A 26,440-nucleotide genomic window follows, 5' to 3' on the forward strand; every position below is an offset into this window, starting at 1 on the left:
TGATTAGTAAAAAGCAAGTAAACTACGCAGCTTAACTATGAAACATCTGTTAGCGGTAACAATTCTCTTATTCAACCTCTCAACTGTTTCGGCCCAACAGAATAGCGAAAGAGCTTTCTTCCAAACCAATAGTAAAACACATTTATACTATGTCGAACCAGACAATGCTAATGGCATAGTTTACCACATGGGAGGTTATTTAGACAAAGCAGGTTCAGGTTACTCTATCCGAAAGACCGATACGTTAATGAGGCAGGCTGGCGGCGTGTATACCGGGAAAAGCATCCGGGTTTTAACGGAAAACAATAAAACCTGGAACATTGCGTCTGCGTGAAACGCATTTGATATCTCATTCTCAACAGCAACCGCATATTACCCTGATACATCCCAGGAATTCCACCTGCACGGACGATTTTTGCAGCCATCTGTGAAATTAAGTTCGGCACAACTCCGCTTCACCACCCTTTCTTTGATTGAGCAAGTGAACGGGGGCAGATGGAGAACCCTATAGGTAGTTGCTTTGCCTGGGCAGAATTCCTTTTTTACAGCAGGGAAATGATAAATAATAATAATAACACCAAAAACAGGCGTGAGTTACTTGAAAAACCGGCACCTCTGATATACATTTATGCCCGGGTGTATAACCTGCCAAAATCAATTAGCTTATGAACAAAATTTTCGCCGCACTTGTATTATTTATCTCTGTCTGCTTTTGCAGCCATGCACAAAGCAAAAAGGAATCGATTAAAACATTATTTGAATTGATGCAGCAGGATTCGCTGATGCATAAAAGCTTTGATGCAATAACTTCATCTATCGTTACCAGCATGACTGCGCAATTCAAAGGAGATACAGCCATTCAAGGCGAAATGGCCGCCGTATTTAAAAAAAGCATGGAGTCTTCCAAAAAAATAGCCATGAAGCTGCTCAATGAGGATATGGTGGAGATCTATGATAAATACTTTACACAGCAGGAAATCGATGACTACATTAGTTTTTATAAAACCAAATCCGGCCAAAAGATGATACAGACCATTCCCGATATCCAGAAAGACATTATGGCCGCTATGTCTGCAAAATATACGCCTGCTCTGCAAGAAGAAATCATGAAAGGTTTTGATCAAATTGTTAAGGAAGCTTCAATGCAAAAATAACCACTAATGCGCGGCAGATTTCCTACACTCTCCTCCATTTGACCATCCGATTCAAAAAATAAAAAATGAAACTTGTACTTATTTTTATTTCCGTCTTTTTTACCCTGGCAGCGAACAGCCAGGAAGATTATATACTGCAGTGGAATGATACTTCGCTGAATGTGGCACTTGACAAACCCTACAATCTTGTGGTGAAGGGGAAAAAAATAGGCTTCAAACTTATTCAAAAAGACACCCTGACTTATAGCAACAACCTATATAGTTTCCTTTATCCAAAAGGCTTTAAGATTTCCAATGCTTCGGTTGACGAAGGAATAGAACAAATTTCTCTATTAACGGCGGAGGGGGCCGGCTTATTGATTCAAAATTATCAATCAATGAACCCCTCGACGCTAAACGAATTCATGTTAAACGAGGTTACGAAGGAAAGTATTAGTTATGGCTTTGAAGAAAAACGAACCAGTTATAAAAAGATCTTAAGATCCGGGCAGGAACTGGTAGTGACAAAAGCAGCGCTGCGGTACAAGGATGAAGTTAATATCTATGAAATAGCTTCAATTGGCAAGAAAGATTCCGGCTTAATGATCGTTACCATGCGCATGGACGAAGAGGAAGGGAGCCAGGGCCAAAAAATTATTGATATGATGTGGAAGTCATTACAACTAAAGTGGTAACCCAATTCTGCCGTCCAGAGTCACTTCATTTTGCCTTCTACGTTATAGATATTCAGTGAATCAAATCAACCCTTAGTGAAAAAACATTTTCTTACATATTTTCTGACGCTTGCAGCCATCGTATTTCTTACATCTGCCGGGCAGTCACAAAACAAAAAGCATGACCTAATCATCAATTTCGGGGCTTCTTCGGGTTATGGTTATCCGAGTGGGCTCACATCAACGGAAAACAGTGGTATTCCGTCATTAAATGCAAGCGGCGAGTATTCATTCAGTAAACTATTAAGTTTAGGATTGTACGGGACTTACACTTATAGTTTCTTCAAGTTTGATCATCCATTAGTAGGTTATAAAGATGTTTGGAAGGGCTGGGATATTGGTATACGAAATACCATTCATCTTAGTCCTCTTGTTATAAAAGATGAAAAGACAGATTTATATGTCGCCTTATTTTCCGGCTATATCACCGATCTCTCACGTATGACCAATCAAACATTTATCGCGACAGTTTGAACTATAAGGTTGATGCATTCAGTGTTGGTGGCATTTTGGGATTTCGATACTGGATAAATCAAAAATTTGGCGCATATGCTGAGGCTGGTCAATCACGAAAGTTTTTTCTTGGCGGCGGCATATCATTTAAAATTAATTCAAAAAATAAATAAGCAACGTCTTAGCGTTCATAATGTAAAAGCCAGTCCGTCATGCAGCGAAAAAAGCTTTTTTTCAAACATTTTCCGATACCCGGCTTATGGAAGTTGTAAAATGAAAAAGTCAAAAGTTCTGGTCAATAAATAATGTTTCCATCGATTATAATATATATGGCTTTAATTGTTTTATCGATGATATTTAAGATGTTTAAGAGCCCCCAGTTAAGGCTTACGATGACGATACTAATGGCTTTTGTATCACAAGCCGCAATAGCTCAAAAAATGGACTCTTTAACTATAACAAAAAAGAGATAAAGACTTTTTTGAATGAAACAAGGTCGTTGCTAAGCCACAAACCAATATCCACACTTTCAAGCGTCCCACATACTACCCTATCAAGACGATTTCTTGAACACCTGGCTGAAATAGATTCTGTTTTTTCGGAGGCAGACGTGGAATTTATAATGAGGCAAATTACACAAACAAAGGATATAGTTTGGGATAGCTCCCTTTTCGACAGCACTACTTTCATAAGGGCTGGCGATTCCCGGAAAATTGATCGTTTCAGTTTATCAATCCCTTATTTTAGTATTGACAGACAAGCTTGCATACTTAAAATCGGCCATTATTGCGGAAAACTTTGTGGAGAGGGTCGTTTACTTATTCTAAAACGGCAAAATGGAAAATGGAGGCTATATAAAACACTTGGTCGGTGGGTTAGCTAAGGAATAGTATCGTGATTCGATACGGGCTAGCTAAAAAGCCCGGATTGTATATCCGATTAACAAAAGGAAAATTTCAATTTGCGACTTATGCTAAACAACATTCATCATATCGCCATCATTTGCTCAGACTATGAAGCATCCAAAAGATTTTATATTGATGTACTGGGTTTAACGGTCATCAACGAAACCTACAGGGAGGAAAGAGCTTCCTACAAACTTGACCTTTCCTTAAATGGAAATTATATCATCGAACTATTTTCCTTTCCTGATCCGCCTAAACGACTCTCAAGACCTGAAGCAACGGGCCTTCGCCACCTGGCATTTGAAGTGGATAATTTAGAAACCATCATCTCCCATCTTGAAAAACACCATATTGAGGTGGAACCGATCCGTATTGACGAGATCACTAACAAACGATTCTCCTTTACCAGCGATCCTGACAATTTACCCATAGAGTTTTATGAGAAATGAGCGTCGGTGCCAGCATGGATGAACAAATAGTTTTAACCATACAAGGCATACAAGAAATCCAAGGAGTTCGTGCTTAAATGCCTTATATGCCTTGTATGGTTAAAAAAAATAAACATGAGCTCCCTCCCATTTGCCTTATCCGTTCGGGAACAAGATTTTTTTAAACGCCCTTGCTGTCAGGTGAACCTGCACCATCCAGTCTTCGGCAGCCGAGCCGTCGGCGCCGTCGGAAATATATTTGAGACATAGAAATGGGATTTGTTCTTTCATCGCCGTCAGCGCCAGGGGATAAGCTTCCATATCAATGATATTATAATCGGATGACGAATGATCCATTTGGAAACTGTCACCCGTGCCGCAGATCCCTTGCTGTAATCCGTCCATCTTCAATCCATATTCCAGCACCGGCGGGATACCCGACAGCGGTGTTTCGTACATGGCAAAACCCAACCCTCTTACATCCATATCACGCTGGATAAAGCGGGTGCAACAAACCACTTCGCCCCGCTTAAAAACATTACTGCCTGCCGAGCCCAGATTGATGATCAAGCCCGGTTTTTGTGTATGGAGATGTTTGGTGAGTGCATACGCTGCGTTCACTTTACCAATGCCGGTGATCAGCTTATTGCGGCCATCAAACTCACCCGCTTCTTCCGATTCCAGCGCAAATACAAAAAGTGCATTTTGGATGGATGATTCCGTTAATTGAAATTGATTTGTCATGCCCGGCAAATGTAGTGTGCCCTGTTTCAACGGGCAAATGAGCTTTATCAAACCGAAAAGGGAAATGATCGATGCACCAGGCTGCACTACCTTATCAGCAGCTCCTGTCACTGCCAGCGTTCAGATTCCGCCAATTGTTCTACCTTCAGCTACTAATCTTAAATAACCTTTTATGCCTGCCAAAAATTCAACCCTCACTTATCGCTGGATGGAAGAAGTCTGGAACAATGGCCGTGAAGAGGCTATTGATGAAATGATGGAAGCCGATGCTATCGTTCATGGTATTGATGAAATCAGAGAAAACGGGACCAATGGTTTCAAAGTATTTTTCCGCAATTTTCGAAACCAGTTTCCACAAATTCATGTCAATGTGGAAGAAGTAGTGGCACAGGACGATTATGAAACGGGCCGCTGCTCTGTAGATGCTACTACTGCCAATGGACAGCCTGTACATTTCACGGGTATGACCTGTGTTCGTATCAACAATGGCAAGATCGCAGAAGGCTGGAACAATTTTGATTTTCTCAGCATGTACCAGCAGTTAGGATTTAGGATGGTATCCGCCAATGAACTAACCGCCTGATCAATCTTTGCTTAATTGAATAATCAGATGCAATAGAGTAGTATTGCGTCAATTAATCTATTGCCTATTCTGTGTTCAGCCTATCGTATTTGGGAAAGGGTTTGCCCCTTTTTAGAAACATTACTGAGCGTATCATCGGGTTGAAATTATTAAAAGCAACGCCTCACCTATCCGGTACTGTCACGCTTTTTTATGAACCGGTAAGCCAGGCCAGTGAAAGTTGAATGGCTTTACAATTTAATATACAGCGATGCCCGGCCACTAAACCCGCGGTTGAAAATATAAAGCGGTTCAATGGCAAATGCTTTTTGTCCGGAAGGAAACAAAAATTTAGAGGAAATCATCGGCTGGATGCTGCTGGCATCGCCCATGACATAACCGGCATTTAAAAAGCCCGAGAATTTATAGTCTACCTGTACCAGCCGATAACCCACATAACCAAAAATATTCAGCATGTTGGATTTTTCTGTGATCTCCTCCGTGCCGCTTTTTATAGTAGTAGTGACAGGTGTTGAATAAGCTACACCCATGCCGGCCGTAAAACCAATATTGGTGAAATAAGCCACTTCTGCTGAAGCCGATTTGGGCAGTATATACGACAAGCCGATGGCAGTGTGATTTTCGCATTCAAACTGCGCATTCGCCAAACAGGGTAAGACAAGTAATATAAGTACAAGTTTTTTCATGGTACCGGATTTGCCTTATAACAAGAATAATCTTCGCTTTAGTATGCAGGCTTCAAAAATTGAGCCTTATCATCAGCCGAACATCGTATTTATTCATCAGCCTTCGTATTTATCCGTTTTTGATACGGCAGTTTACCTACTCCTCTCATCATTTCACCTGCTTTCTACTGTATTATGTAGATTTTTTTGCTCAATGCGGCAGGGTTCCCGGTGGAAAAACGACGATATCACAGGGGACCGTACTGGAACCATTTTTGGGTTACAAAAGATGATCATTTAAACAAAATCAATTATTATGTTCAAACGCGAAATCACCGGGCTGAAGCAGGTTTTTACAAAACTGGTGCTGGCGATCATGCTAAGTATGACAAATGCCCTGGCATTTGCACAGGAAAAGGGTGTGGATGTCGATATCAATATAAAAAAAGAAAGCGCATGGTACCAGCAACCCTGGGTATGGATTGTAGGTGCTGCTGTTTTTATTTTGTTATTGGTAGCCATTCTTCGTAGCGGCACCAGCAAACAATAATTATTATAACGAGCCTTACCTCCACACAGTAAGGCTCGTTTGTTTTCCAGCTAAGCATCCTATCTCTTCACTAATTGGCAGATTCAGTAATTTTTTCGTTCAGGGGTTTGACTCAGAAAACGGCAAGCGACAATTGGGCGATGCATCTCTTTGGCATTACTTCCTTATTTTTCCTGCATTCTATTATCCAGTTGCAGATGATAACAGATTCCAACTGCCGGAAAATTTGACAGTCGCTATCCCGGAAACAGGGTGTTATTAAAAATATCCGTACGAAAGAGACATCACCCGTATCTTTCGAATAAAACATTTTTAGTTCAATCAAAATAACATGAAAGCAATTGGTAACACACCACTGATAAAACTGGAACGACTATCAGAGCCGGGGTGTGCGGATATATTTGTAAAATATGAAGGCGCTAATGCCACGGGCAGCATGAAGGACCGGATGGCTCTTTCGATGATCGAAGGCGCAGAAAAAAGAGGTCAGCTAAAAACGGGTGGCACCGTCGTAGAATATACCGGCGGCAGTACTGGCAGCAGTTTAGCAATGGTGTGCGCCCATAAAGGTTATAGAGCACATTTTATTACCTCGGATGCTTTTGCCGAGGAGAAGCTGCAAACAATGAGAGCTTTTGGTGCCGAACTGGAAATAATTCCCAGTGAAAATAAAATGATAACGGCAAAGCTGATTGATACTTTGATACAGCGGGCAAAAGAACTAAGCACCAATCCTAATACTTTCTGGACGGATCAATTTAATAATGTTGACAATCGAAATGCCTATCATAAAATGGCAAGGGAGATCATTGGTGCAATGGGCAACCGGATCGATGAGTTTATCACCGGTGTCGGAACAGGTGGTTGTTTTTCGGGTAATGCTGAAATTTTTAAAAATGAAGTTCCCGGCATTCGTTGCATTCCGATCGAGCCCTTGCATGTGCGGTCGTTGTCGGGTGGCGATGTATCGGGCAAGCATAAACTTGAAGGTATAGGGGCAGGCTTTGTACCTTCTATCTGCAGGCTCGACCTTGCCGACGAAATAATGGCGGTGTCTGATGAGGATGCCATGCACACAGCAAGAGAGTTAGCAAGAAAGGAAGGAATATTTGGCGGCACTACTTCCGGCGCCAATGTCTGGGCCGCTATTCAACGGGCAAGGATCATCGGTGCGGGAAAAAGAATTGTGACGGTCGTGATTGATTCGGGATTGAAATACCTGCAGGGTGAATTGTACAAGTAAGAAAATTCTAGATTAAGATTTTTTTGTGACATACGCTTATTAGCTATTATTGTGTTTTATATGGCAGAAAACAAAAAATTCAAATTAGAAGCTGATCAAATAGTCAAACTCATTGAACCACTGGGTGCATGTATTGCAACTGATAAAATAACGGTAGCTGGAGAAAAGGTCAATTATATGTATCGGGACGAACCAATTAACGAAGTAGACAGCGGTTGGCGATTCTTTTCCGGAACCGAAGATCAGGACTATGTTGATAATCCTGAAAATTCATCTTTTTATAAGGTAAATACAATTGCAAATTATGACAGGTCAATAATCCCTTACTTACATTTGCCATTTGGAACAGAGCTTGAAAAAATACCTTTGACTTATACATTTCAAATTATTCCCGGTTAATTTGTACCAGATAATTTTGTCTCGCAGCTGTTATCTTCAGACTGCACTCCTTCAAAAAAAAATTTCTCCTTCCCTGTCCAATTTGTCCAATCTCAGTCATTATTGAAGTGTAACCCAAACCTGCCGCGGCAGGCAAGCATTCAATAATAAAATACAACAACATGGAACAAAGAATCAATCTATTCGAAAAAGGACAAGCTGCTTTGAAAGCAATGTATGGACTGGGCGGCTATTTGGCCAAATCATCACTGGACAAAGGACTGTTGAACTTAATTTACTTCCGCGTATCACAGATCAATGGTTGTGCCATGTGCCTGGATATGCATTCGAAAGACCTGAGGGCAAAAGGAGAAACCGAGCAACGCCTATATATGCTGGACGCCTGGCGTGAAGCACCGATGTATACTGAGCAGGAACGTGCAGCGCTGGCGTGGGCCGAAGCAATTACAAAATTGCACGAAGGTCATGTATCGGATAAAGTGTATGCCATAGCCAGCGAACAGTTTACAGAAGAAGAACTGATCGAACTCACGATGGCGGTTGTAACGATAAATAGCTACAATCGCATTAATATTGCGTTTCGAACACCGGCCGGTGATTATCAGCCGGGGCAATATGCAGCGAAATCAAATTAAGTTGCAACCGGATTTTTCAATGATAATTTTTATCACGGCCTGTTTAACTAACTATTGTCAGGCAGTATTGACAGGCCATTAAATAAATACATATGAAAGAGTTTATGTTATTATTCAGACAGCCAAACTACGATTATAGCAAGGCTACACCCGAAAAAATGCAGGCCCTTGGAAAAAAATGGCAGGACTGGGCTGGTGGCATTGCTGCCCAGGGAAAAATGGTCAGCAATGGCAACCGGTTGTCGATGGAAGGCAAAGTGCTGAAAACAGGTGGTGTTATCACGGATGGACCATTTGTAGAAACAAGAGAAATACTAGGCAGCTTTATCGTTGTAAAAGCGAATAGCCTGGAGGAAGCCACTACCCTTGCGCATGGATGTCCCGCCATTGATGAGGGCGGCAGCGTGGAGATTCGGCCAGTCTACGGAAGTTAAACCATAGTAAACAAGAATCAGTTTGCTTGTCTTATTTCAACAAACTCAATAGGACAAACAAACTGATTTATTTCGCCAAGCCCGGAATGACAATGAAAGAAGAACACTTATCGCTCAAACACCTGTTTCAGCAGGAGTTTTCAAAAATGGTGGCTGTTATCAGCAAGCTGTTTGGCCTGCAGCATATTGAAATAGCAGAGGATATCGTCAGCGAAACTTTTTTGCAGGCAACGGAGACCTGGGATGCGAAAGGCATTCCGCCCAACCCTACCGCCTGGCTCTATGCAGTGGCCAGGCAAAAAACATTGTATCACTTTCGGCGAAATAAAATTTTTGAAACAAAAATTGTCCCTGCCCTGGCATCGCAGGAGGAAAAAGAGATAGCCGCTATCGAACCTGATTTTTCCATGCAAAACATTCAAGACAGCCAGCTGCAAATGCTTTTTGCCATTTGTGATCCTGTCATAGCCAGCGAAGCACAAATCGGTTTGGCGTTGCGTATACTTTGCGGTTTTGGTATCGATGAAATTGCCGAAGCCTTTTTATCTAATAAGGAAGCGATCAATAAAAGACTCTTCAGGGCTAAAGAAAAATTGCGGGCTGAAAAAGTGCAGTTAGAAATGCCGCCTACCAATGAAATAGCCGGTCGACTCGACAATGTGTTACATATTATTTACCTCTTGTTCAACGAAGGTTACTATTCTAAAACGCAAAACCAGGTGCTTCGCCAGGAGCTTTGTATTGAAGCGTTGCGATTGGGAATATTATTAACTGGTTATGAAACGACCAATCTGCCAAAAACAAATGCATTGATTGCCCTGATGTGTTTTCATGCTTCCCGTTTCAATGCCCGCCAGGCAAATGATCAATCGCTGATATTGTATGATCAGCAGGATGCAACGCTATGGGACCAATCAATGATCAGCCAGGGGATCCATTTCCTTGACTGCTCATTACAAGGCAATGAAATAAGTTCTTATCACCTGGAGGCAAGAATTGCTTACTGGCATTGCATCAAAGATGATAGCCGCGAAAAATGGGAAGAAATTCTGCAATTGTATAATCAATTGCTGATGGTGAATTATTCACCCGGCGTTGCCCTGAACAGAACCTATGCGTTATATAAAGTATATGGCGCTCAAACAGCATTGATCGAGGCTGAAAAACTTAAGCTGGACAGCAATCATTTTTACTTTGTGCTGCTCGGTGAATTGTATAAAACCATCGACAAAACAAAAGCAAGAGATCATTTTCAAAAAGCCTTTTCCCTGGCGAAAACTGAGTCGGAAAAAACACTGATCCGTGAAAAAATGGAGACACTCTGATTGTATTTACCCATCATTAAAAGTATCATCATGCTTTGCATTAATAAGACGGCTGTCGTAAATCGCCCTTTTTTTGTCGCCTCTGTACAGTTGTAGCCATTGTATAATGATGTAAGTTCATATCCTAAAACTGTGAACCATGGCAACTTCGACAAAAGCTTCGGCCAAAACTAAAAAAGCAGCAAAGAAGAAAACACCAGTTGCCATCAAATTTAAAACCGTACAAGAATATATAGCAACTTTGCCTGCAGCAACAAAAAGTATTGTCAGGCAGCTTCGACAAACGATCCGGCAAGTATCGCCAACTGCTGAAGATATGATCAGCTACAACATGCCTGCTTTTAAACTGGATGACAAAGGTCTTATCTGGTATGCGGCCTGGAAGGAACATATCAGTTTATACCCCAGAACAAGACTCATGGAAGCTGCGATTAAAGAATTGGCCAACTATGAAGGAGCCAAGGGTACCATCAAATTTCCGTTAACCAGGCCGATGCCTTTTGATGTCATTCGAAAGATTGTAAAATTTCGGATGCAGGAAATAAAGCAATCGAAATAAACTTTTCAGTCAGGGGCTTCAATTATGACTACCGGTACTCACTCTTTCATAATCGGCCCGGTGACCCGCGTCAATAGCATAGCAACCAGCAACGATACTTAACCTGTTGTTGGTAATTTGAAAAAACTGTTTTTCACTTGTTGTATCATTGTCATAAATGATCCGGTTGGCAAACTGTCCGGCGGGAAATACCAGGCACACACTGGTTTCAACACCCGGATCGGCAACAATGCGGTATTCTCCTTGTTTTACCACCTGTCCTCCATCGTAGATAGAATAGCGGGTCTCTGTAAACTTTACTATTTTACCGTTGCCCGGCGAATAATTTCCTGCCAACGGGTTCATGGCTGCCGAGGTTTGGCGCAGTTCCCATTCGCCAACCAGGGAGTCAGCAACTTCAACTTTACTCCCGGACTTATTGCAACTGAATGTAAAAGTGGTGAGGCAAGCGATGCCTAATAATTTAAGTGTATATTTCATATCAGTTCTGACACCCTGTTTATATATTACGTTGCAAAAGAATAAAGGGTTATCGTAGAATCACAAGTAGTTTTTCGATATTATCCTGTATTGATTTCTGTTAATTTACACCCGCTTTACCAAAATCCACTGCCTTGAAAAAAGCCACTCTCTTTTTTATCCTATTGATTTGGATAACAGACGCAATTGCACAGCCTTCGCAGGATACCTCCGGCGCATTGATACCTCAAAAAGAAAATATAATCAAAGCAGAGACAATCATCAAGATCGAAAACCTGGGGCCAAAAGTAAATACACAGTACCCGGAACTAAGGCCAACCGTATCTGCTGACGGAAATATTCTCTTCTTCATCTGTGAAAACCATCCGCAGAATACCAAGTACAATTCTATCCGCAATTCACAGGATATCTGGTACGCCGTGCGGGATAGTTTTGGTAGATGGAGCGAAGCCTATCATATGGAATATCCATTGAACACCTATTTCTACAACGCGGTGTTTTGGATATCGCCTGATAACAACCGCATTCTTATCCGCAATGCCTTTATCGATGGTGATTATATGGGCAACGGTGTAAGCATGAGTTATCTCGATAAAGATGGCTATTGGAGCAAACCTGAAGCACTACGCATCAAAAACTACCAGAAGTATGACAGGGGCCGGCAGAATGGAGCTACCATGGCACACGATGGAAAGACCCTGTTGCTTTATATGACCGAAGAAAAAAATGGTGTGAACAACGATATCTATGTTAGTTTTTTACAAAAGGATAAATATTGGACCGAACCTAAATCACTGGGCAAAAAAATAAACCTGCCGAAGAATGATGAAATGACACCCTACCTCGCGGCAGATGGTGTAACACTCTACTTCAGTAGCGACCGACCCGGCGGACAAGGCGATAATGATATTTGGATGAGTAAACGTCTCGACAGTACCTGGCAAAAATGGAGTGACCCCGTCAATCTCGGTGCTCCTATCAATACCCCTGAATGGGATGCCTTCTTTACTTTGGACGCAGGTGGTGAATATGCTTATCTCACCAACAGTACCGACACGTATGGCGAAAGTGATATCGTAAGGGTAAAACTGCTGGAGCGGGAAAAACCGGATCCGGTTGTATTGGTTAGTGGTAACGTGTATAACAAAAAAACAAACGAACCGCTCAGCGCTTCATTGCTCTATGAAACTTTGCCGGATGGAGAAGAAGTTGGTAATGCTATTTCCAATCCCGATGACGGTGCTTTTAAGATCGTATTACCTTATGACAAAAATTATGTGATCAGGGCTACTGCAGATAAATTTTTTGCTCAATCCGAGAACCTGAATCTTGATTCCCTCGTAAAAGCGGGTTATAAGGAAATCCATAAAGACCTCTATTTGGTACCCATCGAAATTGGCCAGGTAGTGAGACTAAATAATGTATTCTTTGATTTTGACAAATGGGATCTGCGGGCCGAATCACATCTGGAGCTGAACCGCGTGGTAAAATTATTGGAGGAAAATCCTGCGATAGAAATAGAAATGAGCGCCCATACCGACAGTTATGGTTCGGACGAGTACAATTTCAAATTAAGTGACAACAGGGCGAGATCTGTGATGGAATATATTTTGTCAAAAGGTATTTCTCCTAATCGCATCCGTTCGCAAGGTTATGGTGAAACAAAGCCTGTGGCGCTTAACGACACCCCGGAGAACAGGCAACTGAACCGTAGAGTAGAATTTACCATCTTGAAAAACTAAACCGACTTTTTAGAATCACCCAGGTACCAATAAAATCCAATCAGATGAAACCATCTCTTTTCACAGCTTTGTTAACCTTGCTTATTATTTTTTCATCCTGTTCCAAATTTGCTTATGACGACGTCAAAGCCTTTGGCGACGAGCTTAATACCTGGGCCTTTTATGATGGCAATCGTTACTATTCAGGCAATATAGCGATGAGTGCTGTTCTCGACACTGCCATGCAGGCCAACAACACTTATACCCTGGCTATAACCGGTACAGAAAGAATAACAGGTCAATTGTTCACAACCGCCTTATCCCTTGCTGATTTAAATTTTACCGTGAAGTCATACCAATCGGGCGTCAATGGATCTGATCATGCCACGGCTATGTATTTTTCAGCATCGGCAGCCAGCAGACAAAGCATCTACTCATCGACAAACAATGATCCGGGAGCTGTAATGACGTACAGGATCACGCACTATGACGCAGTAAGGGATATTGTTACGATTTCGTTTAGTGGCAATGTGCATGACGAACTGGGTAATATGGTTAACATATCACGGGGGAAAATCACCGTGCATATAACCCGGCAGTAAGTCTTTGTTTATTTTATACAAGAAATGCCCGGCCATGAAAAATTGCCGGGCATTTCTTGTGCCGTGAAGTTTGGCTTTGCTATGTGCATAGTTTTATTTGCCACATCCTGTCAAATAAATTAAATTTATCGTAAATAAAATCGTGATGAAAAAAGTTTTTACTTATTCAGCGATTTCTTTCTTTTCCCTCGTAGTACTTCTCTCCTGCTCAAAAAATGCAAAAGAAAGCCTGGCAGAGCCAGCCTCACTCAATCCCGACAAGGTAATCAATGCAAAAGTTGCTCCTGGTGAAACTTATGTATTGGATGTTGCCAACACCGGCGGGGTCAACATTTACAAACAGGCATCCCACTATTCACTAAGCCAGACAGGGACGAATGAAAATGGAACATTAATTTATCAGTATATCCCTGCAAAAGGCTTTACAGGTGCTGACAAAGTGTTGTTACTTCATACCAATGAAACAAATTTGTCCGCCAACTATAATGGGTGCAATTACAATAACAATGAAATGAGCAGTAGTACTACACTTATTGCAATTAACCTAACCGTGCAATAATCAGCCATGGAGAGCACCAGGAAAAAGCCCCGGCAGTGCTGCCAGGGCTTTTATTTTTTCGACTGGCGCTTTAATTCTTTGGAAAATTCGGATCAGCTTTTACTTCATTTATTTGTTGCATGTGCCGGTTGCTGTGAGCAGCAATAAACAGGATCATTTGATAACAGTCAAGACTACCAAATGGCAAAGTGGCAACATGGTTTCGCAAGTCTTCAGATGTGCCTTTGGTATAATCAATCAGTTTGCTGCGGTTGTCTTTAAAGGAAGCAATGGCTTCTTCCATCGATTTATAAGACGTGTTTTGAGGTTCCATTGGCGGGAAGGTTTTCACTTTTACCGAGCGGTCTTCAATCTTCGTTTTTACCTGTTCATCTGTCATTTTGATATCAGCTCTTTTTTCAGGATTGGCAGCTTGTTTTAGTGCACCACTGGTCATTTGCCAGAGAGCAATTTCTGTTGCTGCAATATGCTTCATGCAATCTTCAACACTCCATCTATCTTCTGCCGGCTTGAATTTTAACTGGGCTTCGCTTAATCCCTTCACCGACTCCAGCACTCCTTTTTCCGTTTCTTTTAAAAATTTGATCGCTGATTTCTTTTCTTTTTTTGAAACACCTTCTGCAGCTGTAAATGAAAGAGTGATTGCTGCAACCAGGAAGAACAGTAATTTTTTCATGACAAATAGGTTTAGTTTTAGAAATGCGACAATTCATTAACAGAATAATCGCATGGTAAAAGTTACTTAAAATAAAACGGCGGGTAAATTATTTTTAGATGAAGTATTGCCGGACGGTGACAATAATAAAAATCAGGTAGCCAAAATGACTACCTGATTTGATTCTTTTTCAACAAATTATTTATTGCGGCAACAAAACCTTATCTATAATATGAAAGACACCATTTACAGCATTGCGATCCTTACCGACAACGTTCGCCGTATAACTAAATGGTGCACCACCCGGAGGGAAACTTCCATAACTGGAAAATGTAAGTCCAGATACCAACGGCCCTGTAAACGTCGATTGAGCCATTACTCCCGGATGTACTGCTACTGCTCCATTTATTAAAGTTTTGAAAGCGGTAGGTGTAGAACTGAAATTGATGGAAAAAGCTCTGTAGTTAGGCTCATATGCTCCTTTTGCATTTGGCGATGCAAGAAAATGGTAAGCCAATATAGCCCTGATATCAGCGGTAGTGATATTATCGGTACTTAAGAAAGCTGGCCCTGCCGCCACCGCACCGGCGGCCATCGCATTGGCCGTAGCAGGGTCACCCGTTGCCGCCAACGCTTTTCCATACGCCAATCCAAATATCAGTGTCCTGAAGGCGTCATCATTTGGAACCAGCACTGTCATATTAGTTACAGGATATTTTAATAGCGAGTCAAACCTGGATAAACCTGTGGCCCCGCTATCAGCTCTTGCTATAGCGGCCTTGTAGTATGTCAGGTCCGCAACCCTGTATATGGTATCCGCTAATACCCTCGTCGGGGGAGCCACTATCGCTAAAGTTTTATGAATAACGCCATTCGCAACAGCAATGTCTGCCTGTGTAACTGGAATATTATTCACTACAAGCCCGGTCGCGATTTTGCCAGGAAAAATCGGCATTCTTAGTCCAGGTGGCAATGCGGCCGAAGGTGCCTGTATCACAAGTGTACTTTGCAAATAGGCATTTTGGCTGGGGTTTGCAGGTGTAATGGATGCGGCTGTATATTTTTGACCACCAATTAAATTGTAACTTATAATAGCATTCCATTGAGCCGCTGGCAAAAACTTAATCGCATTAGTATCGGCAAATCCCGATAATTGAAAAGCCGTGTTGTCAGGGGCAAAAAAGGTAAATGTTGCAGATTTATCAGCTAAAAGGTTATTTAGCCCCGCACGATTTATTGCAAATTTCAGCAAGCTAAAATTTGCATCGCCTGATATGGTTTCTGCAATAGAAGATCCGCTCGGCGGCGTCGGTGTAATCGGCGTTGCGTCCGGCAAATCTTTATTGCAGGCTGTAAAAAACAATACGATTGCACTTAACACGGTAAGAAACCGGAGCCAGTTATTTATTAATCGGTTCATGTGATTATTTTTTGTTTTTGGTTTCCTGTTTTTTCGAGGCTTACAGGTTATAGCCATAGCTTATATAGTAAAGTCCGCCGATTGATGGATTACCTACCGAAGTACGATAGTATTGATTGAGCAAGTTACTGGCGCCAATTTTAAAGGTGGATTTGATTTCCGGTTTTCTATAGCTGATCTGTGCATCCACCGTGTGATAGGCAGGCACGTCACCGCTGGCGAAATCATTCTCATAATAGAATTCATCCTGCCATCTCCATGATACATTAAAGCCTAAACGATTTTTCGCTCCAAAGCCGCTATTACTTAAAGACACATTTGTCCGATATTTAGGCGTATTTAATGATGTAAGGAATTTATCTGGTACATCGCCCAACTCATCCGATGAGATATTTGCTGAAATAGTAAAGTTCCTTGGCAAAATATAGTCCAAGCCAAGCCCCCAACCGGATGCTTTCACTTTGCTCGGAGAATTTACAACAATTGAAAATCCACGCTGATTAGCAGTGCCCGGATTCTGTACAACATCGCGACGGGAAAGAAAATCCTTGTATTCGCTGAAATAGTAATAAGCATCCACCAATAATTTTTGACCCAGCAATGTTTTATAACCTACTTCAAACGACTGAACGCTTTCAGGTTTGAATTCGACATAAGGTACCACCTGCAAGGTGGTTGGGTCATATACGGGGTTATTGGTCATATCGTATTTATCCCACAAAAACTTAACACCTCCCAGCAGCCGGCCGGTTACTACATCAAGATCAATCCACTGTTGCTGTGTGGAAGCAAACCGATAAGCAGTTTGATAGGAAAGACGGATGTTGTGATCTTTTGCCGGTTTGATCAGTGCGGTGAATCTCGGAGTAAAACGGCCGTCTGAAAATGTTTCGTTTTTGTCATAACGACCGGAAGCGGTAAGCTTCAATACATCTTTTACTATTTCTTTTGCGACCTGGACATAAGCTCCCGTTTCATTTATTTTGATAGGATTACCGGGCTCGTCAGCAAACAAGGTTCCTTCACTATTCAATACATATTGTTTCCAGTTTGCACCCACAATTACTTCGGCGACGTTATTGATAGCATCGGTCAGGTTATACTGTCCCTCCACCATGTATAAGTCAGTACGATCAAGAAACAAACCGCCGGCCGGAATTGGTTTTTTTCTTGTTGCATCCCACAATTGCTGGAAAGCAACAGAACCAGCTACAGGCCGCCCCTGGTCTGCAACAGACCGGGCAATATTATGAGCATCTAACTCACTACGGCCACCCAATTTTGCATTGACATAAGCAAAACCATATTGTTGAAACCAGGTGGCGTCTGCTTTCCAACCGTCATTAAATCTAACAGCATTAAAAGTAAGGTTATGAGCGCCGCCGGCATTTTCCTGGGTGGTATAACCGCGGATAAACCAATTCTTATGATTCAACTCGAGTTTATACTGGCCCATTTTCAAATCACGAAGTGAGTAACGCTGGCTGCCGGTATATACCGTATTACCCGTACCCCAATAGCCGCTCAGACTGGCTTCAATGTCGTCAGTCAATTTGTAATGCAGGGCGCCGGATAGTTTATACACCAAAGTATTGGGATTAACCAATTCTTTTTCAGTATAACCCGTACGGGAAACAGGTATATTAGCCGGAAGTGAATTAATATAATCAGCCCAGAAGGGAACCGCCTGTGCGATGGGAAGCAGTACTCTTTGTTTCAAATTAATTGAAACCTCATCTCCATAAACATTCACACCATCATAATTGGGGTCCGTTTCGCGGGTGCCATCTGCTATTACACCCGTGGAACCGGAACGTTTATAATTTCTATAATCATCGCCCTGCCAGTCTTTGGCCTGGATCAACTCGGTACCAATTTTGAAAGCGAATTTCTTTCCTATCTGTTCGGCCCAGCGAAGGCTCCAGTTGTAGTACGGCGAAAGATCTCTTTGACGGCCATCTGTATGCATGATGCCCTGCTTGATTTGAAAGCTTAGCCCTTTATATTTGAAAGGATTTTTTCCATTAATCAATAATGTTCCGTTCATGCCACCAGGCCCATACAAGGCCGAAGAGGCACCCGGAAGCAATTCCATATTATCGACATCCAGTTCTGTCAAACCAATCACCATGCCTACGGCAAAGTTTAACCCGGGTGCCTGGTTATCCATACCATTTACAACCTGGTTGAAACGTGTATTACCGCTACCTGAAAAACCGCGGGTTGTAGGTGTAGCATACGTGAGCGAAGAGTAAATGACATTTACGCCTTTAAGTTTATTTACAATATCATAATAGTTGGCGGTAGCGTTATTCCGGATAGCTGCGGCGCCTACCCTTTCAATTGATACGGGTGACTCTAATATTCTTTCCGGTGTACGCGATGCTGATACCACCACTTCTTGTCCGAGGGTGGAAACAGGAGTTAAAGCAATTTCAACGGGTGCGTCGGCATTGCTTACTGTTATTTCCTGGGCTTCAAAACCTCCTACAGAAGTTATAACCAGTGTAACCGGTATTTTATCAACGGTTAATTTAAACGCACCGTTTTCATTTGTGTAGGTACCGGATGAAGTTCCTTTTACAACAACTGATACGGAAGGGATAGGTTCTTTTGAGACGGCATTGCGAATAGTACCGGAGATGGTAACGGATTGAGCGAGGCCAGCAATAGCAAGAAGATGTACCACTAATAGAGCAATCAATAAGCGGCGGTTTTTTCTCATATATGGCATTTTTAATTTGGAATATATCAGTAAAATAAGAATTGTGTTGTTCATCCAAAAATTAATTTTTAAGCAAAAAGGAGAAATTGTTAAAATCTTCGAAACTCCTTTATTGGGTGTAATTTCGCACCTCCTTAATTTCGACCAATGAATCATTTTTCATTTCCAAATCAAACAGCTTTCTATAGCGGTAAAGTCCGTGATGTTTATACGATCGGTGATAAATTAGTGATGATTGCCTCCGACCGTATCTCTGCTTTTGACGTTATACTTTCAAGGCCCATACCATTTAAAGGACAAGTGTTAAATCAAATCGCTGCATACATGTTAAAAGCTACAGAAGATATCTGCCCGAACTGGCTTGAATCAGTGCCGGCTCCCAATGCTTCTATTGGTAAGAAATGTGTGCCTTTTAAAATTGAAATGGTAGTAAGAGGAAACCTTACCGGTCATGCCTGGCGAACTTATGATAGTGGTAAACGGGAGCTATGTGGCGCTACACTGCCAAACGGTATGAGGGAAAATGATTATTTCCCTACGCCGATTATCACTCCTTCAACAAAAGCAGAACAGGGGCATGATGAAGATATTTCACCAGCCGCAATCATTGAAAAAGGTTTAGCGACCGAACAGGAATGGAAAATTCTAAGTGAATATACTCTGCAATTATTTGAAAGAGGAAAAGAGATTGCCGCAAAGCAAGGTCTGATACTGGTAGATACGAAATATGAATTTGGAAAAATTGGTAATACTATTTACCTGATGGACGAGATTCATACACCCGACAGCTCCCGCTATTTCTATGCCGATGGATTCGCGGAAAGACAAGCACGGGGAGAACGGCAAAAACAATTGAGCAAGGAATTTGTTCGGGAATGGCTCATCGCCAATAATTTTATGGGTAAAGAAGGACAGACAGTTCCGGTGATGAGCGATGAGTGGGTAAATACTATATCACAGCGTTATATCGAACTATATGAAAAAGTGATCGGCAAAAAATTTGTTCCCGAACCCTTATCAGAAACAGAAACATATGAACGCATCATAGCTGCGTTGAATAGTCTTGTGTAATGATAAAACACCGGCTCATTTAAAATAAAGCCGTAAGCGACGCTCTGCCGATATGTACAACCTTTGTTGATGCGGGTTTTCTGCCGTCGTATTGAAAGTTCAACTCAAGATTATTGAGCAATCGTTTTGTCAGAATAACCGACCAGAGATAATTTTTGCCGGGTAATAGCCCATCCAGCATTATATAACTTACGGTTGATGTAGCAGCACCGCCCGCAGACTTATAATCAATATTGTTGAACGTGAACTTGCCGGTGATTGAACTGTTTTGCAAAACATTGTATTTCGATTCAACATTTATAGAATTGGAGTTAGCCTTCTCTCCACCATACGAAGGCAGATTTTTTTTGTTCTCGTACTTATAGCCGGTTGCCAGCCGGAAGGAAGTACCGCGGATAAAGGTCAACAAGGGTTCAACACTATAGATATCCAGGTCATAATTTCGATTATCGAATTGCGCATTGGGGGTAAACAAAGAATTGGTTCCTCTTCTTCCATTTAACGTAAAAGCCAGGGACCTGCTAATGTTCCATCTGAACTTCGCTGTCCAGTCTTTGATACTGCGGCTTTCATAACCATAGGTCAATAATGATTTACCATTATTACGAAGGTTGCTTATATCAATACCCCAATCGGCATTGAAGCGGTTAAAAGAAATGGTGTTGGCAAGCACCGTGTTGAGCGTTACTAATGCCGTGTCGTTTACATTGTATTTAAATGGATCAAACTCAAAACTTCCTTTGGCAACTGACTTTTTACTGATCTGCAATGAGGTCAGCAGGTTTAGCTTTGATACAAACTTTCTTATCCCTTTTATGTCACTTTTATTCAGCAGGGAACGTGGATTTAAATTCAAACTATAGTTAAAGGTGATATAGTTAGCTTTTATAAATTCATTAGTCGGTGTAAGGATACGAATAAACTTTGCCTGGTCTGGAAAAGCAGCCAGCTCAAATTCATTTAATTGTTGAATGCCGTCTGCATTATAATCGATCCAGGCATATTGGCCGGTGCCGGCGGGTACTTCAATATAGGTCATATCTCTTTTCTGCTCCTGCCCCGCTCCCACTTCATATAAAACATTTCCTGTTATCAAACCTTTCAATTCATTCATCACATATTCAGCCCGACCCAGGATTGTTTCATCCGCCTCTTGTTTTGAAACAAGCGGATTAATGATGTGTAATTTTCTGAAGGTGGTGTTCAGAAAAAATTGACGGTTGGAATTTGCCAATAATTCTGTCTGGAGATTAAGGTTATAACTCCGGTCGCCTTTTAAAAAACTTTTGCCATAAGTATACTTGTCAGCCCGTGTAAAAAAAGTGATGCCATAGCGATTCTTTTTAGCCTCATCGGATTTCACGTACACAGAATAACTATCGAAATAAAACGCCGATGGCGACAAGGTATCAGTTGATTTATCCCTGACAGTATTTTGTTCTTCGGCATAACGAAAACCGATACGATAGTTGCTGAGTTTTTTTAATTGTTTGCTTAGATCGAATGTAGGTCTGAAAAAAACACCTTTATCATTCAGCGCATCAAAACTGGTAATGACCAGCTCGTTGTTGAATTGCCAGCCTTTCCATTCCGTCAGTTGGTTGATTGCATTTTGAAACCCGTTGTAGTTGCTTCCTCTTTTATAATTGGTGAATTTATAAATCAGCGATTGGTTCCTGTTATTCTTAATCCCCGCCGTTGCACGAATGATATTTTCTGTTTCCTCCTGAACCAGGATGGGCAAGCCCCAGTCTCTTGAAAATTCAACAGTTCGTAATCTCTCCAGCGGCTTAAATTTATTTTGAACGTATTCATAGTCCAGGCCGGTTAACAATTGCAGCTTATTTTTTTCACGTAGTTGCTTTGTGTTATTTAGTTGAAACTTTGCGGCAAAGCCTTTATCATCGCCATTGCTGATTTTTGAAAAAGTATTGGCATCATAATTACTCATGGCTACTTCTGTTTTCAACAATGTATTATCCGTGAAAGCGTAGTCCACTCCAAGATTTACCAACTGTTGTTTCTTCGGTGTCACCAATAATGTCACAGGTTCAAAATTGCCTTGGCGTTGAGTGCCTGCCGGTGGCACATACTTATACACTTTCCCGTTGGCGCCGTTGAAATCAGGAATGTAGTTACCCCGGCCAACACCGACGTCAATAAAAGACAAACTATATTGGGCCAATGAAGGATCAGTGGAGTATTGATAAAAAGAATCAATGCCGTTATAAACTTTTTCGTATAGTATTTTGCCTGCTGCGAAAGTGTCGATGGCGGCAGAAGGATAAAGAGCCCGTTGAATGCTATCACCGATGCCAGCCAAAAATTGTTTTTGTTCTACGCTGAGTACCTGGTTGATCTGGGAGTTCTTTGCATCGCTATTGGTAAATGCGCCGACACGCAGCTTCAATTTTTTATTAAAATCAACCTCTTCCGACACATAAAAATTGGCGTTTAAAAAATTACGATCTGCATATTCAAATTCAATTTGAATACGGCTGTCCTTTGTAATCATTCGTTTGGGAGTAAATGTCACTTCAGCCGTGTTGTAATTAATCACATAATCCTGGTCTTCGCCCCGCTGCAACAATTGGCCGTCTAAAAACACTCTTTCTGTATTAGCCAGTACGATGAAGAAAAATTCATTGTTGGCGCCGGTAAGGCGGTAAGGGCCCTGGTTGCCTTCCAGTGCCTGTATCACATTTCGGGTAAATTTTCCTTTTGCAATGGATCCACTGGCCAGTGTTTTCGATTCCACTTTTTTGCCAATCTTGTTAGTCGTTTGGAAAGCGACTCCCTGTAAACGTTTATAAAAATTCAGGAAATAACTTTGGTTTTGGCGGATGTCAATATCACCTAGATTAAGCTGCCAGTTTCTCTTTCTAAATTGCAAAAACACCTGGTCAAATTCATTGAGTTGTTGTGTGGTGCCATCCGGTTGAATGGGAATATTGTTATCGGTAATAGCAGCCTGAATTTCGATGCTGTCACCCAGCATGCCACTCAACTGCAGGTTAAGCGTCGAGTTTAATACCGCATCCTGGCTATTGCCAAATGCGATTTGACGACCAAAACTTCCTTCCGCTTTTATATTGCCGAAATTGAAAATGCCTTTCTGCTCTTCACTCAATTCATTGTTGAACTCATAAGGCGCAACGGCCATGCTATTGATAACGCTGTCAACCTGCATTCGCTGAACGACGGGATTGAGTTTATAAAAGAACACACGATAAGTAACACGAATGCTATCAGTAGCAGGTCGCTTATTCCAATGAAGAATGGCGTTGATAAAATCGAGACGGTAATCAGCAGGATCTATCCCCTGAACCGTGAATGTTTGTGGAATGATACTGGTGGTGTCCACGATGATGCTGTCAGCTGCAACAGCAAAAACCCGCTGGCGCAGATTGGAGCTGTTTTTACCGGGCAACTGGGCTTTGCTACACAGGGTCAAAACTAGGGCGAACAAAATCAACGATATCCTTCGCAAACCATTCAATAGCAGTGAGTTTTTATCAAAAGCGCAAAATTCGGTGTTTTATTGCGCCAAAAATATCTCCCCCTGTTATTTCAGGGAAAAAGAAGCAAATTTCTCTTGTAAATTTTTATTATTATAGGGTCAGGAGGAACCTTTGATTAAATTTTCATCCTGCCTGTAATTTTGGGATGAAAAATTTAATGTCGGTTTGAGCCAGTCATGAAAAAAAATGTCTTCAGCTTTTTCCTTTTAGTATTTGTTGTTTCTACATCTTCGGCGCAGGTAACACAGGTTGATAAAAAAAATAATGCATTATCAGTTGGTCTGTATGCTCCACTGACCGGCTTCAGTGACTCGCATATCATCGGTGCCGGAATTGACTATTGGTGGAAACCCTTTCATCCATATAAGGATAGCAACGATTCAAAACAGATTGATTTTGCCGTTAACGGCGGTGTCCATTACTTTATCGGAAAGAGTATTACTGTAAATGGTTATAGATTTGAATTTGGTAATTTCTTCGACATCCATATCATGCCGGGACTTATATATCATCCATTTAAACGATCAATTGTCAGGCTATCTGCAGGACCAGGTGCTAACCTTTATAAACAAAATATCCGGGTTGGCGTTGGCACTAATCTTTTTACGGGTTATTATTTAACGGAAAAAATCTCCGCAGGACCGGCGATCCATTTTCGAAAATTTTCCAACACAGCTGCTTTATGGAGCGCCGGTATAGCTGCCAGTTATTTTTTTTAGATCAGTTATTAATTCCCTCCAACACCAGCAGGAATGTATATTGCAGCGCTACCTCCTTGAGGTAATCAAACCGGCCGGAAGCTCCGCCATGGCCCGCATCCATATTAGTATGAAATAATATTTTATTGTTATCGGTTTTTAGTTCCCTGAGCTTAGCCACCCATTTGGCCGGCTCAAAATATTGCACCTGGCTGTCATGCAGACCTGTCAACACCAACAAATTGGGATAGCCTTTTTTTTCTACGTTATCAACCGGTGAATAAGATTTCATGTAAAAATATTCGTCCTTGTTTGCCGGGTTGCCCCATTCGAGGTACTCGCCGGTAGTTAATGGGATATCAGCGTCACTCATGGTGGTAACTACATCTACAAAGGGCACATCAGCCACTACTCCGTTCCAGAGATCAGGCGCCATATTCGTAACAGCTCCCATTAACAAGCCCCCGGCACTTCCACCCATCGCATACAGGTGCCCTTTTGAAGTATATTTTTCTTTTATCAAAAATTCACCACAATCGATGAAATCCGTGAAAGTGTTTTTCTTTTTCATCATCTTGCCATCCTCGTACCATTGACGGCCCATCTCCTGCCCACCACGAATATGTGCAATGGCATATACAAATCCCCTGTTTAGCAGACTGATCACATCCCGATCGAAACCTGCATCCATACTGGCGCCATACGATCCATAGGCATACAGTAATAAGGGGTTGCCACCATCTTTTTTAAATCCCTTTTTATAGACGATTGACACCGGAACTTTTGCACCATCCCGCGCAGTAGCGAAAATTCTTTCTGTGGCATATTCCTCCTTGTTATATCCGCCCAATATTTCCTGCTGTTTTTTTAGCTCCTTCGTTTTAGCGTCCATGTTATAATCGTAAATGGAAGGCGGCGTTACCAGGGACTGGTAACTGAAACGAAGAATATTGGTGTTGAAATCAGGATTGATATTAACCGCCGCATCATAGGCCGGCTCATCAAATTGTATATAATGTTCTGACTTATCCTTTTGATTGATCACACGCAGGTTCATTAAGCCAGTTTTTCTTTCCGAAACAACCAGGTGATCTTTGAAAATACTGAAAGAAGCCAGGTAAACATCCGGCCGGTGAGGAATTACTTCTTTCCAGTTTTCTCTTGCCGTTTTATCCAGCGGGCATTCCATCAGGCGGAAATTTTGGGCATCCAGGTTGGTGCGGATATAAAACTTGTCATTGTAATGATCGATATCATATACCAATCCCATGGTTCTTGGATAAAAAACAGTGAAGGCACCGGTTGGATTAGCAGCATCAAGGAAGCGATTCTCACTCTGTTGTTCGCTCAGCTCAGAACCAATCAAAATAAATTTCTTCGATTTTGTACGGCTGACATTGATATAATGGCGGTTGTCTTTTTCTTCATAGATCAATACATCTTTTGAAGGATCGGTGCCTAATTCATGACGCCATACCTGGTAGCCCAGCAATGTGACGATATCTTTTTTTATGTAAAAAACCGTTTTGTTGTCAGTGGCCCACGCATAAGCGCCACCCTGTGTATTGATGATGGTTTCGGGAAAGTATTCGCCGGTCTGGAGACTTTTGAAGCGAAGCTTATACAAACGCCGGCTTACGTCATCCTCGCCGATTGCCAGCAATTCATTATTATCGCTTACTACAAGGCCTGTAGCATTGTAATAAGTCTTTCCCTCTGCCGCTTTGTTAGCATCATGAATAACTTCCTCAGCCGCATCCAGTTTTTCTTTTTTCCGGCAATAGACCGGGTATTGTTTTCCTTCGTCAAAACGGCGATAATACCAATATCCATTATCCTTATAGGGAACTGATTCATCCTTTTCCTTTATCCGGGCCTTGAGTTCGGTAAAAAGATCGTCCCGTAGTTTTTTTGCGCCGGATAACATGGTATCCAGGTAGGCGTTTTCGGCTTTCAGATAATCGACTACTTTGGTGCTATCCGGACCTTTCTTGAAAAAGTCATTCATCCAATAATAGTTGTCGATCCGTGTGTCACCGTGTGCCACCAGTTCTTTCGGCTTTTTCTCTGCCACCGGGGCTATTACACCCTCCGGCCATTTATAGGTTTCTTTACTGATAGTTGAAGCGTTTTGACATGACATAATAAATAACAGTGCCAGGGGCCAAAAGTTTTTGTGGCTCATGCAGACAAGTTTA

Annotated in this window: 26 protein-coding genes; 18 read left to right on the forward strand and 8 right to left on the reverse strand. The window is 41.8% G+C overall.

Going from position 1 to position 26,440, the window contains the following annotated elements; genetic code table 11:
- The first annotated feature begins 37 nt into the window (after positions 1–37).
- The 5 genes from ACFEL9_RS22530 (at position 38) to gloA2 (ending at position 3,674) form a co-directional block, all read left to right on the forward strand.
- Entirely contained in the window at positions 38–334 is a 297-nt protein-coding gene (locus ACFEL9_RS22530; RefSeq protein ID WP_385894801.1) for a hypothetical protein, read from the forward strand.
- 331 nt (positions 335–665) lie between these two features.
- Entirely contained in the window at positions 666–1,154 is a 489-nt protein-coding gene (locus tag ACFEL9_RS22535; protein ID WP_385894803.1) for a DUF2059 domain-containing protein, read from the forward strand.
- A gap of 65 nt (positions 1,155–1,219) precedes the next feature.
- Positions 1,220–1,828 (forward strand): hypothetical protein, encoded by a 609-nt coding sequence (locus ACFEL9_RS22540; protein ID WP_385894805.1) that lies wholly within the window; start codon positions 1,220–1,222, stop codon positions 1,826–1,828.
- Positions 1,829–1,903: 75 nt separating this feature from the next.
- A complete protein-coding gene (locus tag ACFEL9_RS22545) occupies positions 1,904–2,341 on the forward strand; it encodes a hypothetical protein (protein WP_385894807.1) in 438 nt (145 codons plus the stop codon).
- A 949-nt stretch (positions 2,342–3,290) separates the two neighbouring features.
- Positions 3,291–3,674 carry an SMU1112c/YaeR family gloxylase I-like metalloprotein gene (gloA2, locus tag ACFEL9_RS22550; protein ID WP_385894809.1) on the forward strand — a complete coding sequence of 128 codons (384 nt, stop codon included), beginning with the start codon at positions 3,291–3,293 and terminating at the stop codon, positions 3,672–3,674.
- 135 nt (positions 3,675–3,809) lie between these two features.
- Here the strand turns inward: gloA2 and ACFEL9_RS22555 are convergent, their stop codons facing one another.
- The gene (locus tag ACFEL9_RS22555; RefSeq protein WP_385894810.1) at positions 3,810–4,397 is read right to left on the reverse strand and encodes a 5'-methylthioadenosine/S-adenosylhomocysteine nucleosidase family protein; all 588 of its coding nucleotides are present in this window, start codon (positions 4,395–4,397) and stop codon (positions 3,810–3,812) included.
- Between the two features lie 172 nt (positions 4,398–4,569).
- On the opposite strand from ACFEL9_RS22555, the gene ACFEL9_RS22560 reads away from it, so the two are divergent.
- The gene (locus tag ACFEL9_RS22560) at positions 4,570–4,980 is read left to right on the forward strand and encodes an ester cyclase (RefSeq protein ID WP_385894812.1); all 411 of its coding nucleotides are present in this window, start codon (positions 4,570–4,572) and stop codon (positions 4,978–4,980) included.
- Between the two features lie 230 nt (positions 4,981–5,210).
- On the opposite strand, the gene ACFEL9_RS22565 is transcribed toward ACFEL9_RS22560, so the two are convergent.
- Positions 5,211–5,666: a hypothetical protein gene (locus ACFEL9_RS22565; protein ID WP_385894814.1), complete on the reverse strand. Its 456-nt coding sequence runs from the start codon at positions 5,664–5,666 to the stop codon at positions 5,211–5,213.
- A gap of 295 nt (positions 5,667–5,961) precedes the next feature.
- On the opposite strand from ACFEL9_RS22565, the gene ACFEL9_RS22570 reads away from it, so the two are divergent.
- The 7 genes from ACFEL9_RS22570 (at position 5,962) to ACFEL9_RS22600 (ending at position 10,790) form a co-directional block, all read left to right on the forward strand.
- Positions 5,962–6,195, forward strand: coding sequence for a hypothetical protein (locus ACFEL9_RS22570; RefSeq protein ID WP_385894816.1), 234 nt, complete (start codon positions 5,962–5,964; stop codon positions 6,193–6,195).
- Between the two features lie 331 nt (positions 6,196–6,526).
- Complete coding sequence (locus ACFEL9_RS22575; RefSeq protein WP_385894817.1) at positions 6,527–7,438, forward strand: PLP-dependent cysteine synthase family protein; 912 nt, start codon at positions 6,527–6,529, stop codon at positions 7,436–7,438.
- A gap of 60 nt (positions 7,439–7,498) precedes the next feature.
- Complete coding sequence (locus tag ACFEL9_RS22580) at positions 7,499–7,837, forward strand: DUF2185 domain-containing protein (protein ID WP_385894819.1); 339 nt, start codon at positions 7,499–7,501, stop codon at positions 7,835–7,837.
- Positions 7,838–7,998: 161 nt separating this feature from the next.
- Positions 7,999–8,472 carry a carboxymuconolactone decarboxylase family protein gene (locus ACFEL9_RS22585; RefSeq protein WP_385894821.1) on the forward strand — a complete coding sequence of 158 codons (474 nt, stop codon included), beginning with the start codon at positions 7,999–8,001 and terminating at the stop codon, positions 8,470–8,472.
- Between the two features lie 92 nt (positions 8,473–8,564).
- Complete coding sequence (locus tag ACFEL9_RS22590; RefSeq protein WP_385894822.1) at positions 8,565–8,906, forward strand: YciI family protein; 342 nt, start codon at positions 8,565–8,567, stop codon at positions 8,904–8,906.
- Between the two features lie 92 nt (positions 8,907–8,998).
- Positions 8,999–10,231, forward strand: coding sequence for an RNA polymerase sigma factor (locus tag ACFEL9_RS22595; RefSeq protein WP_385894824.1), 1,233 nt, complete (start codon positions 8,999–9,001; stop codon positions 10,229–10,231).
- 139 nt (positions 10,232–10,370) lie between these two features.
- Positions 10,371–10,790 (forward strand): iron chaperone, encoded by a 420-nt coding sequence (locus ACFEL9_RS22600; RefSeq protein ID WP_385894825.1) that lies wholly within the window; start codon positions 10,371–10,373, stop codon positions 10,788–10,790.
- 18 nt (positions 10,791–10,808) lie between these two features.
- Here ACFEL9_RS22600 and ACFEL9_RS22605 read toward each other — a convergent pair whose 3' ends face one another.
- Complete coding sequence (locus ACFEL9_RS22605) at positions 10,809–11,270, reverse strand: hypothetical protein (protein ID WP_385894827.1); 462 nt, start codon at positions 11,268–11,270, stop codon at positions 10,809–10,811.
- Positions 11,271–11,404: 134 nt separating this feature from the next.
- Here ACFEL9_RS22605 and ACFEL9_RS22610 point away from each other — a divergent pair, with 134 nt between their 5' ends.
- The 3 genes from ACFEL9_RS22610 (at position 11,405) to ACFEL9_RS22620 (ending at position 14,152) form a co-directional block, all read left to right on the forward strand.
- Complete coding sequence (locus ACFEL9_RS22610) at positions 11,405–13,012, forward strand: OmpA family protein (RefSeq protein ID WP_385894829.1); 1,608 nt, start codon at positions 11,405–11,407, stop codon at positions 13,010–13,012.
- 44 nt (positions 13,013–13,056) lie between these two features.
- The gene (locus ACFEL9_RS22615) at positions 13,057–13,593 is read left to right on the forward strand and encodes a hypothetical protein (RefSeq protein ID WP_385894831.1); all 537 of its coding nucleotides are present in this window, start codon (positions 13,057–13,059) and stop codon (positions 13,591–13,593) included.
- 145 nt (positions 13,594–13,738) lie between these two features.
- Positions 13,739–14,152, forward strand: coding sequence for a hypothetical protein (locus tag ACFEL9_RS22620; protein WP_385894832.1), 414 nt, complete (start codon positions 13,739–13,741; stop codon positions 14,150–14,152).
- A 70-nt stretch (positions 14,153–14,222) separates the two neighbouring features.
- On the opposite strand, the gene ACFEL9_RS22625 is transcribed toward ACFEL9_RS22620, so the two are convergent.
- From ACFEL9_RS22625 to ACFEL9_RS22635, 3 genes are all read right to left on the reverse strand, one after another.
- The gene (locus ACFEL9_RS22625; RefSeq protein ID WP_385894833.1) at positions 14,223–14,828 is read right to left on the reverse strand and encodes a DinB family protein; all 606 of its coding nucleotides are present in this window, start codon (positions 14,826–14,828) and stop codon (positions 14,223–14,225) included.
- A gap of 181 nt (positions 14,829–15,009) precedes the next feature.
- Positions 15,010–16,227: a fasciclin domain-containing protein gene (locus ACFEL9_RS22630; RefSeq protein ID WP_385894835.1), complete on the reverse strand. Its 1,218-nt coding sequence runs from the start codon at positions 16,225–16,227 to the stop codon at positions 15,010–15,012.
- Between the two features lie 40 nt (positions 16,228–16,267).
- On the reverse strand, positions 16,268–18,952 hold the full coding sequence (locus ACFEL9_RS22635; protein ID WP_385894836.1) for a TonB-dependent receptor: 2,685 nt from the start codon (positions 18,950–18,952) through the stop codon (positions 16,268–16,270).
- 147 nt (positions 18,953–19,099) lie between these two features.
- Between ACFEL9_RS22635 and ACFEL9_RS22640 the strand changes: the two genes are divergently transcribed.
- Positions 19,100–20,023 (forward strand): phosphoribosylaminoimidazolesuccinocarboxamide synthase, encoded by a 924-nt coding sequence (locus ACFEL9_RS22640; RefSeq protein ID WP_385894838.1) that lies wholly within the window; start codon positions 19,100–19,102, stop codon positions 20,021–20,023.
- Between the two features lie 19 nt (positions 20,024–20,042).
- Here ACFEL9_RS22640 and ACFEL9_RS22645 read toward each other — a convergent pair whose 3' ends face one another.
- Entirely contained in the window at positions 20,043–23,492 is a 3,450-nt protein-coding gene (locus tag ACFEL9_RS22645; protein WP_385894840.1) for a DUF8818 domain-containing protein, read from the reverse strand.
- Positions 23,493–23,720: 228 nt separating this feature from the next.
- On the opposite strand from ACFEL9_RS22645, the gene ACFEL9_RS22650 reads away from it, so the two are divergent.
- Positions 23,721–24,263: a hypothetical protein gene (locus ACFEL9_RS22650; protein WP_385894842.1), complete on the forward strand. Its 543-nt coding sequence runs from the start codon at positions 23,721–23,723 to the stop codon at positions 24,261–24,263.
- A 1-nt stretch (position 24,264) separates the two neighbouring features.
- Here ACFEL9_RS22650 and ACFEL9_RS22655 read toward each other — a convergent pair whose 3' ends face one another.
- A complete protein-coding gene (locus ACFEL9_RS22655; RefSeq protein WP_385894844.1) occupies positions 24,265–26,427 on the reverse strand; it encodes a S9 family peptidase in 2,163 nt (720 codons plus the stop codon).
- Positions 26,428–26,440 lie beyond the last annotated feature (13 nt).

It is taken from the genome of Terrimonas alba (assembly GCF_042434975.1).
GTDB lineage: Bacteria > Bacteroidota > Bacteroidia > Chitinophagales > Chitinophagaceae > Terrimonas_B > Terrimonas_B alba.

Coding starts and splice junctions, on each gene's coding strand:
- ACFEL9_RS22530 (WP_385894801.1), top strand. CDS start 38: ATGAAACATCTGTTAGCGGTAACAATTCTCTTATTCAACCTCTCAACT.
- ACFEL9_RS22535 (WP_385894803.1), top strand. CDS start 666: ATGAACAAAATTTTCGCCGCACTTGTATTATTTATCTCTGTCTGCTTT.
- ACFEL9_RS22540 (WP_385894805.1), top strand. CDS start 1,220: ATGAAACTTGTACTTATTTTTATTTCCGTCTTTTTTACCCTGGCAGCG.
- gloA2 (WP_385894809.1), top strand. CDS start 3,291: ATGCTAAACAACATTCATCATATCGCCATCATTTGCTCAGACTATGAA.
- ACFEL9_RS22555 (WP_385894810.1), bottom strand. CDS start 4,397: ATGACAAATCAATTTCAATTAACGGAATCATCCATCCAAAATGCACTT.
- ACFEL9_RS22560 (WP_385894812.1), top strand. CDS start 4,570: ATGCCTGCCAAAAATTCAACCCTCACTTATCGCTGGATGGAAGAAGTC.
- ACFEL9_RS22565 (WP_385894814.1), bottom strand. CDS start 5,666: ATGAAAAAACTTGTACTTATATTACTTGTCTTACCCTGTTTGGCGAAT.
- ACFEL9_RS22570 (WP_385894816.1), top strand. CDS start 5,962: ATGTTCAAACGCGAAATCACCGGGCTGAAGCAGGTTTTTACAAAACTG.
- ACFEL9_RS22575 (WP_385894817.1), top strand. CDS start 6,527: ATGAAAGCAATTGGTAACACACCACTGATAAAACTGGAACGACTATCA.
- ACFEL9_RS22580 (WP_385894819.1), top strand. CDS start 7,499: ATGGCAGAAAACAAAAAATTCAAATTAGAAGCTGATCAAATAGTCAAA.
- ACFEL9_RS22585 (WP_385894821.1), top strand. CDS start 7,999: ATGGAACAAAGAATCAATCTATTCGAAAAAGGACAAGCTGCTTTGAAA.
- ACFEL9_RS22590 (WP_385894822.1), top strand. CDS start 8,565: ATGAAAGAGTTTATGTTATTATTCAGACAGCCAAACTACGATTATAGC.
- ACFEL9_RS22595 (WP_385894824.1), top strand. CDS start 8,999: ATGAAAGAAGAACACTTATCGCTCAAACACCTGTTTCAGCAGGAGTTT.
- ACFEL9_RS22600 (WP_385894825.1), top strand. CDS start 10,371: ATGGCAACTTCGACAAAAGCTTCGGCCAAAACTAAAAAAGCAGCAAAG.
- ACFEL9_RS22605 (WP_385894827.1), bottom strand. CDS start 11,270: ATGAAATATACACTTAAATTATTAGGCATCGCTTGCCTCACCACTTTT.
- ACFEL9_RS22615 (WP_385894831.1), top strand. CDS start 13,057: ATGAAACCATCTCTTTTCACAGCTTTGTTAACCTTGCTTATTATTTTT.
- ACFEL9_RS22620 (WP_385894832.1), top strand. CDS start 13,739: ATGAAAAAAGTTTTTACTTATTCAGCGATTTCTTTCTTTTCCCTCGTA.
- ACFEL9_RS22625 (WP_385894833.1), bottom strand. CDS start 14,828: ATGAAAAAATTACTGTTCTTCCTGGTTGCAGCAATCACTCTTTCATTT.
- ACFEL9_RS22630 (WP_385894835.1), bottom strand. CDS start 16,227: ATGAACCGATTAATAAATAACTGGCTCCGGTTTCTTACCGTGTTAAGT.
- ACFEL9_RS22635 (WP_385894836.1), bottom strand. CDS start 18,952: ATGAGAAAAAACCGCCGCTTATTGATTGCTCTATTAGTGGTACATCTT.
- ACFEL9_RS22640 (WP_385894838.1), top strand. CDS start 19,100: ATGAATCATTTTTCATTTCCAAATCAAACAGCTTTCTATAGCGGTAAA.
- ACFEL9_RS22650 (WP_385894842.1), top strand. CDS start 23,721: ATGAAAAAAAATGTCTTCAGCTTTTTCCTTTTAGTATTTGTTGTTTCT.
- ACFEL9_RS22655 (WP_385894844.1), bottom strand. CDS start 26,427: ATGAGCCACAAAAACTTTTGGCCCCTGGCACTGTTATTTATTATGTCA.